This window comes from Collimonas sp. PA-H2, assembly GCF_002564105.1.
In the GTDB taxonomy this organism is placed as follows: Bacteria; Pseudomonadota; Gammaproteobacteria; order Burkholderiales; family Burkholderiaceae_D; genus Collimonas.
Genome location: NZ_PDBX01000001.1, coordinates 1,420,889 through 1,436,508 on the forward strand (window position 1 = coordinate 1,420,889; position 15,620 = coordinate 1,436,508).

The following is a 15,620-nucleotide window of genomic DNA, read 5'->3' on the forward strand; positions in this document are numbered from 1 at the left end:
GTCCTCGCTTATTTCATTGCCAGCGGTGCAGCCGGCTTCGATTCCGGTGCTACACGCACGGTATCGCCGTCGGCCAGGAAACCTGCGCCCTTTTCCACCAGCGTCATCGCCGTCGTGATGCCGCTTGGGCCCTCCGCGACTTCGATGCGATCGCCAACCCGCCGTCCCAGCGTCACCTTGGTCTGGATCACTTTGTCATCCTTGCCGAGCTGATAGACGTAGCTATAGCCGTCGCGCATCACCACCGCGCTCTGCGGCAGGGTCAGCGCCTCGGCGTGGCCCAGCGCAAACTGGCCGGTGCCGAACATGCCGGCATGGGCGCTGCCCGGCGCCGGCAGATCGACATACACCAGGCCGTTGCGCGTGAGCGGATCGACGGTCGGCGCCACCATACGCACCTTGCCGTCTACCACCACGCCGTTGGTGACGCGCAGCTTGACCTCCTGACCGACCTTGATCTGCAACAGATCGGTGGCATTCACCTCGGCCCGCCATTCCAGGCGGTTCTGGCGGATCAGTTTGAACAGTTCCTGCCCTTGCGACGCCACCGAACCGACCGTCGCCGTACGTGAAGAAATCACGCCATCGTCGGGCGCCAGGACCTGGGTCTGGCGCAGCCGGATCTGCTGCATTTCCAGGCTAGCCTGGGCCGACTGCAAGCGCGCCTTGGCGCTGCGCTCGGCGACTTCATACTGCGTGGTTTGCTGACCGCTCAAGGCGCCGCTGTTGACCAGCGTGCGCGCCCGTTCGGCATTGGCGTCGGCTTCCGACAGCGCCGCGCGCGCTTCTTCTACCGCGGCCTTTTGCTGGGCCACCTGGGCCTCCACGCTGTCATTGCTGAAGCGCGCCAGCACCTGGCCGCGCTTGACGATATCGCCGACGTTGACTCGCACCTCGGCCAGCTGCAAGCCGCCCAGTTCGCTGCCGACCACGGCCTCCTGCCAGGCGGCGACGCTGCCGTTGGCTGACAATGTCAGCGGCCAGTTGGCGCTTTGCGCCTTGGTGGTGGTGACGGTCAAGGACGCTTTCGGCTTGCTGGCTTCCTTGTCGGCAGGCTTGCTACTCTTGCCTGTAGTAGCCCAGACCGCGGCGGAACCGATGACGACGACCAGCGCCGCGATTGCTACCAGTTTCAAAGATGGCTTTTTCATGAGAAGACTCTCTTCTTTACTTGTCTATATTAAGAACGATCGGAGTTTGGCGCTGCAATTGGCGATACAGCCGGCAAGGCCGCCTGTTCCGCCTGATTGCGCCAACCGCCGCCCAAAGCCTTGTACAGGGCAATCCAGGCCGCCACATGATCGCGCTGCACGCTGATCTGGGTCTGCTGCGCGGCCAGGAAGGTGCGGCGTGCATCCTCCAGCTCAAACAAGCTGCCGCTGCCGGCCTTGAATTTGTCGTCGTTAGCGTGGAAGTAGCTTTCGTACTCGCGCGCCGCCAGCGCCGCATCGTCTTCACGCCGCGCCGCCGCATCCAGGCGCACCAAGGCTTCTTCGATTTCGCGCGCCGCGCTCCGCACCTGCGCCTGGTAGCCGGCATAGGCCTCGTCATAACGGCCGCGCGCCAGGTCGACCTGCGACTTGCGCAGCCCGGCATCGAACAACGGCAACTTGAGCGAGGGACCGAACGACCAAGTGTCGGAGCGAGAACTGCCGCCGTCGAAGCGCAAGCCGCCTATGCCGATGCTGCCCAGCAGCGAAATGCTGGGATAGCGATTGGCCTGGGCGACATTGATCTCGGCGCTGGCGGCCGCCAGTTCCCGCTCGGCGACAGCGATGTCTGGCCGTTGCGACAAGGCTTGCGCCGGCACGCTCTCGACCACGAAACTGCGCGGCTGCGGTAAACGCTGGTTCAGCGCGAGCTTGGCGCGCAAGAAAGGTTCAGGAATATCCGTCAGCGCCACTAGCGCTTTGACGTCGAGGTCGCACTCGGTGCGCTGCACTACCAGTTTTTGCCTTGCGTCCGCGGTCGAGCCGTTGATCAATGCGCCGTCGGCCGGCGCGGTAAAGCCGGCCTTGACCTTGAGCGAGGTCAACTGGGCGGTTTGTTCGCGCGACTTCAAGTCTTGCTCCAGCATCGCCGCGGTGGCCACGCAAGCGCGGTAGTTCACCAACGCGCTGCCGACTTCCGCCGCCAGCGATACCTTGGCGCCGTACCAGTCGGCATTGCGGGCAAACACCCGCGCATTGGCTGCTTCGGCAGTCTTGCGCTTGCCGCCGAACAGGTCGAGCTCCCAGCTGGCGTCGAAGGTAGCGCTGCTGCTGGTGGCGACGGTGGCGACATTGCCCACGTTGGAGGTCAGGCCCGATAGGGATTTGCTGCGCGTGCTGCTGGCGTCGGCAGCCACCGAAGGATAGAGCGCGCTGCCGGCAGTACCGGCCGTGGCGCGCGCCTGCGTAATCCGCGCCAGCGCCTGCGCCACGCTGGGGTTGCTGGCCTCGGCCGTGGCGACCAGTTCAGCCACCAGCGGGTCGTCGAATTGCGACCACCAGCGCGTCAGGTCAGTCGCTGCGCCCTCGGCTCCCGACGGCTTCGGCAAAGCGCTTTGAAATTGCGGCAGTACTGCTTGCGATGATGTGGTTGGCGAGGGTACCTGATAGGTAGGCCCGACCACGCAACCGGCGATCACGGACAGCAGGGGTACGCTGCCGAGCATCTTTAGTAAACGCATCCTTTTTCCCTTACTTAGTTTTTTTGCGGGGCTCCCAAATGCGGGATTTTTTAATCGTTTTATGCTGTTTTTGTACTGCCTGACAAGGTGTAACGAGATCTTTGATTATTCTGTGCAGCTCTCCAATGTACAGGGTGTGCCGACACTGTAAAGAGGAAAATTGCTACTGAGTACGCGATTGCGACAATCTGCAGAATTGATGGGATAAATCGACCAAAACGCAGGATGGAATGCAATCGGGGCGGGTTTTATGAAATATGCATTAAAATTACATAAATGACAATTTATCTCAGTGACTTAAAAGGATCGGCGAAATTTCTGAGCGGCAATAATAGCCTGCTTCCCGCTTGTTTTGTTGATTCTTCTATATGAGATCAAGAGGGCCTTGCCATCATGCTGCAAGCGCGTCAGGCGACCAGTGCCAGCGAAGACAGAATATACAAGGCGGCATGCAATTTGTATTTTTCTGCAACATCAGTGGTCACCAATGCAAGTTGAAATGTAGACTTGGCCAGATGACGATTTTCAAGATGCCACAATGGCCCCGACAGCCGCACCGCACCTTCGCGCAGCTCCTGCGCACGGGCGCTTGCGCCGGCATGCTGTGGCTGCCGATTGTCCTGGCGAGTCCGGCTGCCGTTGCCGCGCAAACGGTGGCGGCTGCCGCCGTCGACGACGACGCTGCAGCAGCCGCGACCCAGCATGAAATGACTACGCCGTCGCCATCGAGCGAATGTGCCGCGCCGGCCGATGACAAGACTACCGCCGATGAGGACGCGCCGAAGAAGCCAGTCCAGCGCGGCACGGCTTCCTGGTACGGCGCCAAGCTGCATGGCCGCAAATCGGCCAGCGGCGAGCGTTTCAATATGCATGCCATGACGGCAGCACATCCGAGCCTGCCCTTGCATAGCTGGGTACTGGTGCGCAATGTTGGCAACGGCAAGATGGCGATACTGAAAGTCAACGACCGCGGCCCTTTCCACAGTAAACGCATACTGGACGTCTCTTACAGCGCGGCCAAGCAACTGGGCTTCGCCAGCAAAGGCACGGCCCGCGTCGAAGTGCGCCCCTTGTCCCGTAGCGAAATGTCCCAGGTGAAAGCGCAGATTGCGCAGGGAATCACGCCGGCCGCTGGAAACGACGATTGCAGCTCAAGCGATCAATGATGCTGGAGCTTATTGGCAGCCGCTATGAAAACAGCTTTTGCCATTGCTCCTGTTGCTGCATATCCGCACGGGTGTTGACCTCGAGCAGGACACCGCCAGGCGTACGGCAAAAGAAACGCGATCCGCGCGAGTTGTTGAAGACCTCCGTCTCCATATGGACGCCGTTTTCCAGAAATTCTTTATAGAGGGCATGGACATCATCCAGGCTGTCGAGCTCTACGCCGAAGTGGAAATTTTTTGGCCAGGCAGGCGCTTCCTCCGAGACATAGTCCAGGACAATGTCAAAATCGTGCCGCTTGAGCAGGCAGCTGTCGCCGAAAGCAACGATTTCGCAGCCCAGGTATTTTTCGAAAAATGCAGCCGTCTCGGCCACATTGGTGGTGGGGAAACTCAAATGGTTCAGCTTTGCTTGTGTATGAATCTGCATGATAGCTCTCGCAAAAAGGTTGGAATACGCGATGGAGGGAGTTGTCGCCGATCGGCCACCAATGCGGCTGCGCCGGTCATGTAACTCTCCACGGCATCCATTTTGCGAGTAATTGCTCGATTTTAAAACTCGCATTGCCCCCGGCGCCTGCCTGCAGCACGCGACCATAGAAACCACGGGGGATTTGCGCGCCAGGCGCAGCAACGGCCTGGGCGATTGCTCACATTTCCTGAGCCGTCCGAGGGCTATCCCGGCCGGCGCTCCACGATCCCCAGGTATCCGAACAAGGCGCGGCTGACACGGAACTCCAGAGCAGCGCGATCCACTTCGCCGCGATATCCCGCCGCATCCACCATGGCGCGCACGATGGCGATGATGTCGTCGGCGGCTATCTCGATGCTCGGCTGCGGCGGAATATCCTCATGCGCAAGAATCTCTCGGATCAATTCGCTCATGGCGACAATGAATGGCGCCAGCTCCTTGGCAATTGCGGGACGATTTTCCTCGACGTCGAGCAGCCGCGCGAGCGTCGGTCGACGTAGCTGTTGGTGGACCGAGGCGGCAATCAGGCGCATCAATGCTTGCTGGCCGCTCGGTTCGCTCAGCGCCACTTCAGCCTCGGCGAAGAACACGGCACGCTCACGCTGGCACAAGGCAACGATGAGCGCATCCTTGCCGGGGAAGTATTGATACAGGGAGCCGATGCTGACGCCCGCGCGCTGCGCAACGATATTGGTATTGAGTCCCTCGATTCCCTTGGTTTCCAGAATACGGGCCGCTGCCTCCAGGATCGCAGCAACGGTTTGTCCGGCGCGCGATTGCTGGGGAACCTTGCGCGGCTTTAATGATTCGCGTTTTTTTGTCGTCACGATGCCACCTGGCAGAAAGCGAGTAATGGCTCAAATTTTACCGGCTATCGCACGATGCATTGAATCCGGCTAACAAAATCCCGCGCAGCGACTGAAATTCGCGACGCATTTTTTAGTGCCTATACAGGACGCGAATCCCTGCGTTGCGGATCCGAAGATTCGAGGATTATCGCGCACTCCCCTTCAGCGCTCGACCAGTCGAATCGGCGCTTATCAATCAAGCCTGACTTTGCTCACCACAGCCAACTGCCGCGGCGCATTCCTGCGCCACCCGATATCTCCTTTGCGCGCCTGAAGCAATGCCGGCGCTGATGACGCGCTAAACAAATCAAAGACGCGCTAAACAAGTAAACGTCTGCCTGTCACAGGCATCAGTCCCGCCGACAAAAAATGTCAGTATCTGACAAACGCGTGGCAATAAATTTTTTACTGCCATTAAATGTCAAGAAAATGCCAGCAATATTGCTGGTACAACATTTGCTCCTACGCAAATGTCCGCACTGCGAACGCGCTGAATCCGCCACGGATCAATTCTCGCGAACCTCGGCTCGCGGAATGAGGCGTTTGACCTGTGTCATGGCGCACTCATCGGCAAGTGAAATTTATCTGATCTGTATACATCCCGGGCACGGGCGAATCCGCAAGCAAGCTTCGCATGACTACCTGCCCGCTGCTCCAACGCCTCATCTGCAAGCAAGACCTGAAAACGTTTTGACGGTTGATCAAACTGGTCATTTTTTGATTAGAACGCACTAACAAAAAAGCAAAGGTATACATCATGAACAAACTGCCATATCGGCATCGGTTAAAACCGGAATCCGTACGCGGCCTTTCCACGCAGGGACTAGTCCTCGCTTTGAGCCTGTTGCTTGCAGCCTGCGGCGGCGGCAGCGGCGATCCTGCTGCCCAGGATGCTGCGGCCAAGAGCGCCAAGGCCCTGGCCGCCGCCAGCGCCGCGGCCGAAATCGTGCTGACGCCGGTGAGCGCCAGCGCCAGTTCGGTGGAGCGCGGCGACCTGTCCGCCGCCGCGGCCATCGACCACAATGAGAACACGCGCTGGGGCAGCGGATTCTCCGACGATGAATACCTGACGCTGGATTTCGGCACATCCCAGGTCATCAATCGCGTGCATATCGACTGGGAAAACGCCCACGCTCTCCAGTACCTGCTGCAAGTCTCCGACGACAATGCAAACTGGAGCACGATCAAGACCGTGGACAATAGCCAGGGCGGCGCCGAGGACTGGAGCGGGCTCTCAGGCCAGGGCCGCTATCTGCGCATGAAGGGCATCAAGCGGTCGACGCAGTACGGCTATTCCATCTTCGAGATCCAGGCCTTCTCAGGCACCCCGGTTGCGCCGCCCGTATCTAATCCGGTGCCCGTGCCGGTCGACACCAGCAAGCCGGGTGTGGCCATCAAGCCGGTAGCGGCGACCTCGTCGGCTCTGGAGAATCCGGGCTTGTCGGCCGCCATGGCGATCGACGGCAAAATGACTACCCGCTGGTCCAGCGCGTCCGAGGACGGCGCCTGGATTCAGTTCGACTTTGGCGCCAAGACACAGGTCGGCTACATGAAGCTGCTTTGGGAAAACTCCTACGGCAAGCAGTACACGCTGCGTGTATCGGATGACGGCCAGACCTGGTCGCAACTACGCTACGTGAGCAACGGCCAGGGCGGCACCGAGGAATTCTTCAATCTCGGCGCCAATGCCCGTTACATCCGATTGCAAGGAATAGCCCGGGCCACGCAGTATGGCTACTCGCTGTTCGAGGTCGAGTTCAAAACACCGGGCAGCGACAACACACTACCCAGCGCCACCACCTCAGCGCTGAAATTTCCCGCCAGCGGCAACGGCATGATGCCATTGCCCAGCTCCGCCGAGCCGCTGGAAACGCTGCAATTCACGCTGCCCGACGGCACGCTGGTGACGCGCTTCGGCGCGCGCGGCCTGGCCCGCCACGGCCGCGAGCGCCGCGAGGAATGGAACGAGATCGGTTATGGTCCCAACGAAACGGTCGACCCGGTCACCGGCTTGCCGGTGGATAAAGGACCGGGCAATTATCTGACTTTCGTGCCACAATATTTCAAGAATCGCACCTGGGGTTTCGAGGTCATCGACAATAGCCGCGTTGCAGGCGTGACCAAGCCGACGCTGAAAGTCAACGAGTACTTCCAGCAAGCCCAGCTGCCCGGCGGCGTGGCCTGGTTCCGCGCCTTCGACCGGCCTGGCGTCACCGGCTACGGCTGGATGAATCCCGGCGAGCTGGTCGACCACAGCCTCACCATCTGCCCGCCCGTACCCTACCCGCCGAACGGCAAGCTGGCCAACGCCAACCTGTACAACAACGGCTGCAGCCTGACTGTCAGCGGCTACCCGGGGCACGGCGACCTTGGCGCCGACGGCTTCCCCAATGGCAAAAACGTTCCCGGCCGGCCGCTGGTGGTGGGCGATGTGATCGAAGTCTCGCCGTCGTTCTTCTCCACCAAGGACGCCATGCTGGCCAAAGGCGACGACGGCGGCATCCGCTACTACTCGGCCGAATGGATCTACGTGGTGGGCACCGGCCTCAGGCCATGGTACGGCGTGCAGCCGCGCCTGAACTCGGTGCCGCTGCCGGCTGATACCTTGTCGGGCGGTGTCGGCTCGGTGTCCTACAACTATTCAAACAATGGACTGTTCATGTTCCAGCAGCCGCAAAACAATGTCGGCATGCAGAACATGCAGCGCTTCGTCGAAGGCCGGCGGCTGGTGCATACCAACTTCACCACCGGTGATCATAACGAGCCGGGCAATGACCGCTATGCACCTGCCGTCGGCTTGCAGGGGCAGCGCTTTAACCAGTCCGCCTGTATCGCCTGCCACGTCAACAACGGCCGCAGCGTCGCGCCGGGTGCATTGAACCAGCGCCTTGACAGCATGTCGGTGCGGGTGGCGATGATCGATGCCAGCGGACAGCAGCTGCCGCATCCACAGTATGGCACCGCCGTACAGATGAACGGCGCGTCGGTGAGCGGAACCTCGCAGAACTGGGGCAACAGCGTCAACGTCGGCGGATTCGAGAGCCGTTCAGTGAAGCTGGCGGACGGCACGGCAGTTGAGTTGCGCAAGCCGACGCTTGCCTTCGAGGGGCCGGTGCCGGACGCCTTCTCGCTGCGCGCCGCGCAGCCGATGATTGGCACCGGCTTGCTGGAAGCCGTGCCGGAAGCGGACATCCTTGCGCGCGCACGCGCGACGCCGGATGAAGATGGCGTCAAGGGCCTGCCTAACTTCGTCTTCGATCCTGAGACCCGCGCCGTGCGCTTGGGCCGCTTCGGCTGGAAGGCATCCAAGGCGACACTGCGCCAGCAAGCTGCTTCCGCCTTGCTGCTGGACATGGCGGTGACCTCGCCGGTCTACCCCAACCGTGCCTGCAACACCGACCCTGCCGGTTGCGCCTCCGCCGGCGTGCAAAAAGGCATCTCGGAGTCCGATCTGCAAGCGATCTCGCACTATCTTTCACTGGTGGGCGTGCCGGCCCAGCGCAGTCTTGCCAGCGGCTTCCCCAAGGGCGTAGCGCCATTGGATGAACACCGCGTCGACCCGGCCCAGGTAAGCAGCGGCGCCAAGGTCTTCCAGGGCATACGATGCACCGCCTGCCACGCAGTGGAGATGAAGACCGGATCTGGCCATCTGTTTGCCGAGTTGCGTAACCAGACCATCCACCCGTACACCGACTTGCTGCTGCACGACATGGGCGCCGACCTTGCCGACAAGTTTGTCGAGGGCCAGGCCAAGGGCAGCATGTGGCGCACGGCGCCTTTGTGGGGTATCGGCTACACCGACAAGGTGATGGGCAACAGCGCCAAAGTCGGTTATCTGCATGATGGCCGCGCCCGCAATCTCACCGAGGCCATCCTCTGGCATGGCGGCGAGGCGGACCGCACCCGCCAGCGCTTCCAGGCCCTGTCCGCGACCGACCGCGAAGCCCTGCTGGCGTTCCTCAGGTCTCTGTAGTCTGCTTAAGGACTGTGTTGCATGATGTGCCGGCCGCCGGGCAGATAAGCTGCCCGGCGGCCGTTTGCATTACAGGTATTTCCGGCTCTGCCTTTCGACGGCCTTCGCACCAGCGCCAATAGCTGTGCACACTCTTTTCAGAAATAAAAGAGCCTCCGTCGATCCCAATCATTGCCATTAAGCATTAAACGAATATCGATAATTGCAAATTACGCAATTCAAGATCAATGCAAACCGGAATGCGGGCTTGAAAAATCAACAGAGCGTCCCTATACTTAGCACTCGTTAGGAGAGAGTGCTAACAATCTCCCCGAACTAACTAGTCACTGTGCGGCGCATATATATAGCAAAGCAGAACAGTGGTGCTTTGCTGCGATGTTGCTGCAAATACAAATAACCTGTTGAATCTTAAGGAGTCACATATGAATCTTCGTCCTTTGCACGATCGCGTTATCGTCAAGCGTCTCGACCAGGAAACCAAGACCGCATCCGGTATCGTGTTGCCTGAAGCGGCTGCTGAAAAGCCGGATCAAGGTGAAGTGCTGGCCGTCGGTAACGGCAAGATTCTGGAAAACGGCAATGTCCGTGCGCTGGCAGTCAAGGTTGGCGATCGCGTTCTGTTCGGCAAATACTCCGGCCAGGCTGTCAAGATCGACGGCAATGAGTTGCTGGTAATGCGCGAAGAAGACCTGTTTGCCGTAGTTGAAGGCAAGTAATTTCGGTTAAACCGGGATTATCTGATTGATCGGCGCCCAGCGCGCCTCATCAGGTCCGTGCACTACACAATCGAATTCAACCCTATTCAGGAGAATCAAACATGGCAGCAAAGCAAGTAATTTTCGGCGATGAAGCACGCGCCAAGATCGTCAACGGCGTCAACATCCTGGCTAACGCAGTCAAGGTCACTTTGGGTCCTAAGGGCCGTAACGTGGTTTTGGAGCGCAGCTTCGGCGCCCCTACAGTAACCAAGGACGGTGTTTCGGTCGCTAAAGAAATCGAGCTGAAAGACAAGCTGGAAAACATGGGCGCGCAGCTCGTGAAAGAAGTTGCTTCCAAGACTTCCGACAACGCTGGTGACGGTACCACTACCGCTACCGTGCTGGCACAAGCTATCGTTCGCGAAGGCTTCAAGTACGTTGCCGCCGGTTTCAACCCTACAGACCTGAAGCGCGGTATCGACAAAGCTGTTGTCGCCATCGTTGCTGAAATCAAGACTCTGTCGAAGCCAACTACAACCAGCAAGGAAATCGCCCAAGTTGGTTCGATCTCCGCTAACTCCGACACCGACATCGGTGAAATCATTGCCAAGGCAATGGACAAAGTCGGCAAAGAAGGCGTGATCACAGTTGAAGATGGCAAGTCGCTGGAAAACGAACTGGACATCGTCGAAGGTATGCAATTCGACCGCGGCTACCTGTCGCCATACTTCATCAACAACCAGGAAAAGCAAGTTGTTGCTCTGGAAAATCCGTTCATCCTGTTGTTCGACAAAAAAGTATCGAACATCCGTGACCTGCTGCCGATCCTGGAACAAGTCGCCAAGTCCGGCCGTCCACTGCTGATCATCGCAGAAGATGTCGAAGGCGAAGCACTGGCTACTCTGGTGGTCAACAACATCCGCGGCATCCTGAAGACTGCAGCTGTCAAGGCTCCAGGTTTCGGCGACCGTCGTAAAGCCATGCTGGAAGACATCGCTATCCTGACCGGCGGCCAAGTGATCGCCGAAGAAGTCGGCCTGACCCTGGAAAAAGCTACTCTGGCTGAACTGGGCCAAGCCAAGCGCATCGAAATCAGCAAGGAAAACACCACCATCATCGACGGTGCAGGCGAAGCCATCACTATCGAAGCTCGCGTCAAGCAAATCCGCGCGCAAATCGAAGAAGCATCTTCGGATTACGACCGTGAAAAACTGCAAGAACGCGTTGCCAAGCTGGCCGGCGGCGTTGCTCTGATCAAAGTCGGTGCTGCTACCGAAGTTGAAATGAAAGAAAAGAAAGCACGCGTTGAAGATGCTCTGCACGCTACCCGTGCAGCAGTTGAAGAAGGCGTTGTGCCAGGCGGCGGCGTTGCATTCCTGCGCGCACGTGCCAATATCAAGGACCTGAAGGGCGACAATCCTGACCAGGAAGCCGGCATCAAGATCGTGCTGCGCGCGATCGAAGAGCCACTGCGCCAGATCGTATTCAACGCTGGCGACGAGCCATCGGTTGTGGTCAACGCGGTCTTGGCAGGCAAGGGCAACTACGGTTACAACGCTGCCGACGGCACTTATGGCGACATGATTGCACTGGGCATCCTGGACCCAACCAAGGTTACCCGTTCGGCATTGCAAAACGCCGCTTCGGTTGCCTCCCTGATCCTGACTACTGAAGCGATGATCGCTGAACAGCCAGAAGACAAGTCGGCTGGCGGCATGCCTGGCGGCATGGGTGGCATGGGCGGCATGGGTGGTATGGACGGTATGATGTAATTTTGACGGGCCGGAATATTCCGGTCCCGATAAAGCATTTGCTGTTTTTCTTTGAAAAAGCCTGCGATGGTTATCCGTCGTGGGCTTTTTTTATTGTGCGGCCAATAGCAGTCAATTGGGGACAGAGTTTGCGAGCCGCCGCAGCGCGGCGAGTTACACTTCCCGTGCAGCTCTGTCCCCTATTGACGGCAACCGAAGAGAGAATGGTTGTTGCGCGCGCACTGCGCTCCGTAGCCCGTTCAATCGGGGTCAGAGTAATTTACGACGATACAGCCGTTGTAAAACAACTCTGACCCCGATTGAACTACTGCTGGTGGTCGTGGTGGGTGTATAGACATGACAGTAATATGACCATGTCTAAATGTTCCTTCCCTTGCCTGACAAACGCTTATAAAATAAGCACCTACTAAAAAACATAATGGCGGCGAGATTGTTGATATTGCGACAATCAGCTGCCTTTTTTCATTCTGAAATGATAGAAATCAAAGCAGTCACCCAGCGCTTCAACGGCGCGCGCGGCCCGGTCGATGCGGTCCGTAACGTCAATCTGACGATACGCAAGGGCGAGATCTTCGGCATCATCGGCCGCAGCGGCGCCGGCAAAAGCACCCTGGTGCGTTGCCTCAACCTGCTGAACCGCCCTACTTCCGGCAACATCATCGTCGACGGCAAGGACATGACCGCGCTGAACGCCGAGCAGCTGCGCGGCGCGCGGCGCGAAATCGGCATGATCTTCCAGCATTTCAACCTGCTGTCGTCACGCACCGTCTACGACAATATCGCGCTACCGCTGGAACTGGCCGGTTTGTCGAAAAGCGCCATTGCCGCCAAAGTTACGCCGCTGCTGGAGCTGGTGGGCTTGACCGCGCTCAAGGACAGTTATCCGGCGCAGATCAGCGGCGGCCAGAAACAGCGCGTCGGCATCGCCCGCGCGCTAGCCAATGAACCGAAAGTCCTGCTGTCGGATGAAGCCACCTCTGCGCTCGATCCGGAAACCACCCGCTCCATCCTGGAACTGCTGCGCAAGATCAACCGCGAACTGGGCCTGACGATTGTGCTGATCACGCACCAGATGGAAGTGATCAAGATGATTTGCGACCGCATGGCGGTGATGGAAGCCGGCGAAGTGATCGAACACGGCGAAGTTCTGGAACTGTTCCGCGCGCCCAAACATGAAGTAACGCGCGCCCTGATCGGCGACGTGATCGCCCAGGAACTGCCGCAAGGCGTCTTGCAGCGCCTGCGCGCGCGGCTGGCGCAAAGCGATGCCGGCAGCGGCACCGATCATCTGTTCCGCTTCGCCTTCACCGGCTCGGGCGTCGATCAGCCGCTGCTGTCGGAAGCGGTACGCAAGTTCGACCTCGATTTCAACATCCTGCATGGCCAGATCGACGAAATACAAGGACAGGCGTTCGGCTCGCTGGCGATCCTGGCCAACGGCACCACTGAAAATATCCAGGCCGCCATGGCTTACCTGACGGCCCAGGGCGTCACTGTGGAGGAGTTGAACCATGTCATCTGAAATGCTTGATCTGTTTTTATCGTCGTTCGGCGAGACCCTGATGATGGTCGGCATCTCCGGCATCCTCGGCGCCCTGCTTGGCGTGCCGCTGGGAATCGCCCTGCACTTGACTGGCCGCGAAGGCGTTCTGCCGCAGCCGATTTTCAACCGCATCGCCGGATTGATCGTCAATGCGGTGCGCTCGACGCCCTTCATCATCCTGCTGGTGGCGGTGATTCCCTTTACCCGCTTTTTCGTCGGCACCTCCATCGGCACCGCGGCCGCCATCATGCCATTGACGATTGCCTCGGCGCCGTTCATTGCACGGCTGGTGGAAACCGCGCTGCGCGAAGTCGACCGCGGCCTGATCGAAGCGGCGCAGGCCATGGGCGCCACCACCTGGCAAATCGTCTACAAGGTGCTGGTGCCGGAAGCCTTCGCCGGCATCGTCGCCGGCCTGACGATTACCTTCGTCAGCCTGGTCGGCTACTCGGCCATGGCCGGCGCCATAGGCGGCGGCGGCCTGGGCGACCTGGGGATACGCTATGGCTACCAGCGCTTCCTGCCGGAAGTGATGCTGCTGGTGGTGGTGATCCTGATCGTTTTCGTACAACTGGTGCAAACGCTGGGCGACATTCTAGTGCGCCGCCTCAGCCACCGCTAACGCTTCAGAATCCGCTGCCGCTGCCTCTTTAAGGCTGCGGATTCATCATGATTTTTGAAAGGAAGAAAATGAACCGTCGTCAACTAGTGCAATTCTTTGCCGGCCTGGGCGTGATCGCCAGCCTGAGCGCTCCCGTCATCGCCTCCGCCCAGGAAAAGCCGATCAAGATCGGCGCTACCGGCGGCCCGCACGCGCAGATTCTCGAAGTCGTCAAGAAAGTGGCGGCCAAGGATGGCCTGGCTATCCAGATCGTTGAATTCAGCGATTACGTGCAGCCCAACGCGGCGCTGGCGGCCGGCGACCTGGATGCCAATAGCTACCAGCACCTGCCCTACCTGGAAGCGCAGATCAAGGACCGCGGCTACAAGCTGGTGAACGTCGGCTACACCATCACTTTCCCGATGGGCGTGTACTCGAAGAAAGTTAAATCGCTCAAGGACCTGAAGAACGGCGCCCGCATCGGCATCCCTAACGATCCGACCAACGGCGGCCGCGCCTTGTTGCTGCTGCAAGCGCAAGGCTTGCTGAAGCTAAAGGCCGATGCCGGCCTGAAGGCGACGCCGCTGGATATCGCCGACAATCCGAAGAAGCTGAAGATCGTCGAAATCGACGCAGCCCAGCTGCCACGCTCGCTGGATGACCTGGATGCAGCGGCAATCAACGGCAATTATGCGGAATCGGCCGGACTGGATCCGACCCGGGACGGCATCGCCATCGAAGCGGCAAAAGGTCCTTACGCCAACGTGATCGCCGTACGCCTTGCTGACAAGGACAAGCCTTGGGTAGCCAAGCTGGTGAAGGCCTATCACAGCCCTGAAGTAAAACAATACGTCATGACACAGTTCAAGAGCTCGGTAATCCCTGCCTGGTAATAAGCCTGGAACGACAAAAGCCCGCGCTGCGGTTGCAGCGCGGGCTTTTTTTCGTCTGCCGCTATCGCCTCGGAATTGCCTGCGATGTCATGACAGGCCGCTTACTGCCAGCGGTAGCCGAAACCGACATTGATGCCGCTATCCCTGCCGGTGGAGGTGAAGCCCACACCCCAGGTGCTGTTGCCGGTTTTGCTGACCGCCTTGAATTGCAAGGCCAGCGCGCCATATCCCTGGAAGGCGCCGACACCGATGCCAACTCCCTTTTCACCCCCATACAGCGTCGGCATCACCGCACCGGTTGCCGCCATGCTCATCGCGATACCTGAGTAGGCGATACGTTTGACGTCACCGATCTGGTTCTGCAAATTGGTGAGCTGCGAGACATTCACGCCATCGGTCAGGTTGATACCCGGCGCGACATTGGTCAGGCGGCGTTCATTGCCGGCAGATCCCACGGAAACCGTGTTCGCTTGGTTCGCAACCGAATAAGCGCCCAGAGCGACCGAGTTATTGGCCAGCGCCTGCGTTTCCGCTCCCAGCGCCACCGCGTCATTCCCAGAGGCCAACGCATTATTCCCGATCGCCACTGTCGGATCGCCGATTGCCCGGGCGTTGTAGCCGACGGCTACCGAACCGGCCTGCGATGCCAAGGCACGGAAGCCTACCGCGGTGGTGTTGGTATCGGTCGCCTGGGCGTTGGAACCGATTGCCGTTGCGCCGTCTTTGGTCGCTTGCGCGCACAGGCCGGAACCAGTGGCGTCGACACCGCGGACGCTGGTGCAGGTCGCCGCCGTCACGTTGTTGATAGCCGTACCGCTGGTGCCGCGCGTCTGCACCATGCCGTTGCCGTTGGAACCGCCAATGGTGGTGCCGCCCAGTGTGCCGCCGTTGCCAATCGCATTCTTTTCGGCATCGACCAGCGAAATCAGCGTGGTCGACAGCGAATTGGCGCCGTTGGTGATGTTGCTCAAGCCGGTTGAGAGCGA

12 protein-coding genes are annotated in these 15,620 nt (G+C 59.5%); 7 read left to right on the forward strand and 5 right to left on the reverse strand.

The window, feature by feature from the left end:
* Window positions 1-8: 8 nt before the first annotated feature.
* Together BCF11_RS06480 and BCF11_RS06485 are read right to left on the reverse strand one after the other, a co-directional pair.
* The gene (locus BCF11_RS06480; RefSeq protein WP_098494022.1) at window positions 9-1,151 is read right to left on the reverse strand and encodes an efflux RND transporter periplasmic adaptor subunit; all 1,143 of its coding nucleotides are present in this window, start codon (window positions 1,149-1,151) and stop codon (window positions 9-11) included.
* 29 nt (window positions 1,152-1,180) lie between these two features.
* Window positions 1,181-2,671, reverse strand: a complete 1,491-nt coding sequence (locus BCF11_RS06485) for an efflux transporter outer membrane subunit (RefSeq protein ID WP_098494023.1) — start codon at window positions 2,669-2,671, stop codon at window positions 1,181-1,183.
* 530 nt (window positions 2,672-3,201) lie between these two features.
* On the opposite strand from BCF11_RS06485, the gene BCF11_RS06490 reads away from it, so the two are divergent.
* The gene (locus tag BCF11_RS06490) at window positions 3,202-3,837 is read left to right on the forward strand and encodes a septal ring lytic transglycosylase RlpA family protein (RefSeq protein WP_233212399.1); all 636 of its coding nucleotides are present in this window, start codon (window positions 3,202-3,204) and stop codon (window positions 3,835-3,837) included.
* A 22-nt stretch (window positions 3,838-3,859) separates the two neighbouring features.
* On the opposite strand, the gene BCF11_RS06495 is transcribed toward BCF11_RS06490, so the two are convergent.
* Both BCF11_RS06495 and BCF11_RS06500 read right to left on the reverse strand, forming a co-directional pair.
* Window positions 3,860-4,264 carry a VOC family protein gene (locus BCF11_RS06495; RefSeq protein ID WP_098494024.1) on the reverse strand — a complete coding sequence of 135 codons (405 nt, stop codon included), beginning with the start codon at window positions 4,262-4,264 and terminating at the stop codon, window positions 3,860-3,862.
* A gap of 245 nt (window positions 4,265-4,509) precedes the next feature.
* Window positions 4,510-5,136, reverse strand: a complete 627-nt coding sequence (locus tag BCF11_RS06500) for a TetR/AcrR family transcriptional regulator (RefSeq protein ID WP_369827839.1) — start codon at window positions 5,134-5,136, stop codon at window positions 4,510-4,512.
* 775 nt (window positions 5,137-5,911) lie between these two features.
* Here BCF11_RS06500 and BCF11_RS06505 point away from each other — a divergent pair.
* The 6 genes from BCF11_RS06505 (at window position 5,912) to BCF11_RS06530 (ending at window position 14,634) form a co-directional block, all read left to right on the forward strand.
* Window positions 5,912-9,127, forward strand: coding sequence for a di-heme oxidoredictase family protein (locus BCF11_RS06505; protein WP_098494026.1), 3,216 nt, complete (start codon window positions 5,912-5,914; stop codon window positions 9,125-9,127).
* Between the two features lie 422 nt (window positions 9,128-9,549).
* Complete coding sequence (gene groES / locus BCF11_RS06510; protein ID WP_061534450.1) at window positions 9,550-9,843, forward strand: co-chaperone GroES; 294 nt, start codon at window positions 9,550-9,552, stop codon at window positions 9,841-9,843.
* Between the two features lie 101 nt (window positions 9,844-9,944).
* Window positions 9,945-11,597, forward strand: a complete 1,653-nt coding sequence (gene groL, locus BCF11_RS06515) for a chaperonin GroEL (protein ID WP_098494027.1) — start codon at window positions 9,945-9,947, stop codon at window positions 11,595-11,597.
* Window positions 11,598-12,069: 472 nt separating this feature from the next.
* Window positions 12,070-13,119 carry a methionine ABC transporter ATP-binding protein gene (locus BCF11_RS06520; RefSeq protein ID WP_098494028.1) on the forward strand — a complete coding sequence of 350 codons (1,050 nt, stop codon included), beginning with the start codon at window positions 12,070-12,072 and terminating at the stop codon, window positions 13,117-13,119.
* Entirely contained in the window at window positions 13,109-13,762 is a 654-nt protein-coding gene (locus tag BCF11_RS06525; protein WP_098494029.1) for a methionine ABC transporter permease, read from the forward strand. The genes BCF11_RS06520 and BCF11_RS06525 overlap by 11 nt, the downstream gene beginning before the upstream one ends.
* 68 nt (window positions 13,763-13,830) lie before the next feature.
* Window positions 13,831-14,634: a MetQ/NlpA family ABC transporter substrate-binding protein gene (locus BCF11_RS06530; protein ID WP_098494030.1), complete on the forward strand. Its 804-nt coding sequence runs from the start codon at window positions 13,831-13,833 to the stop codon at window positions 14,632-14,634.
* Between the two features lie 101 nt (window positions 14,635-14,735).
* Here BCF11_RS06530 and BCF11_RS28585 read toward each other — a convergent pair whose 3' ends face one another.
* Entirely contained in the window at window positions 14,736-15,473 is a 738-nt protein-coding gene (locus tag BCF11_RS28585; protein ID WP_369827840.1) for a YadA family autotransporter adhesin, read from the reverse strand.
* Between the last annotated feature and the right edge of the window lie 147 nt (window positions 15,474-15,620).

Bases quoted from the DNA above. Each gene is read 5' to 3' on its own strand.
- BCF11_RS06480 (WP_098494022.1), bottom strand. From the start codon at position 1,151: ATGAAAAAGCCATCTTTGAAACTGGTAGCAATCGCGGCGCTGGTCGTC.
- BCF11_RS06485 (WP_098494023.1), bottom strand. From the start codon at position 2,671: ATGCGTTTACTAAAGATGCTCGGCAGCGTACCCCTGCTGTCCGTGATC.
- BCF11_RS06490 (WP_233212399.1), top strand. From the start codon at position 3,202: ATGCCACAATGGCCCCGACAGCCGCACCGCACCTTCGCGCAGCTCCTG.
- BCF11_RS06495 (WP_098494024.1), bottom strand. From the start codon at position 4,264: ATGCAGATTCATACACAAGCAAAGCTGAACCATTTGAGTTTCCCCACC.
- BCF11_RS06505 (WP_098494026.1), top strand. From the start codon at position 5,912: ATGAACAAACTGCCATATCGGCATCGGTTAAAACCGGAATCCGTACGC.
- groES (WP_061534450.1), top strand. From the start codon at position 9,550: ATGAATCTTCGTCCTTTGCACGATCGCGTTATCGTCAAGCGTCTCGAC.
- groL (WP_098494027.1), top strand. From the start codon at position 9,945: ATGGCAGCAAAGCAAGTAATTTTCGGCGATGAAGCACGCGCCAAGATC.
- BCF11_RS06520 (WP_098494028.1), top strand. From the start codon at position 12,070: ATGATAGAAATCAAAGCAGTCACCCAGCGCTTCAACGGCGCGCGCGGC.
- BCF11_RS06525 (WP_098494029.1), top strand. From the start codon at position 13,109: ATGTCATCTGAAATGCTTGATCTGTTTTTATCGTCGTTCGGCGAGACC.
- BCF11_RS06530 (WP_098494030.1), top strand. From the start codon at position 13,831: ATGAACCGTCGTCAACTAGTGCAATTCTTTGCCGGCCTGGGCGTGATC.
- BCF11_RS28585 (WP_369827840.1), bottom strand. From the start codon at position 15,473: ATGGTGCAGACGCGCGGCACCAGCGGTACGGCTATCAACAACGTGACG.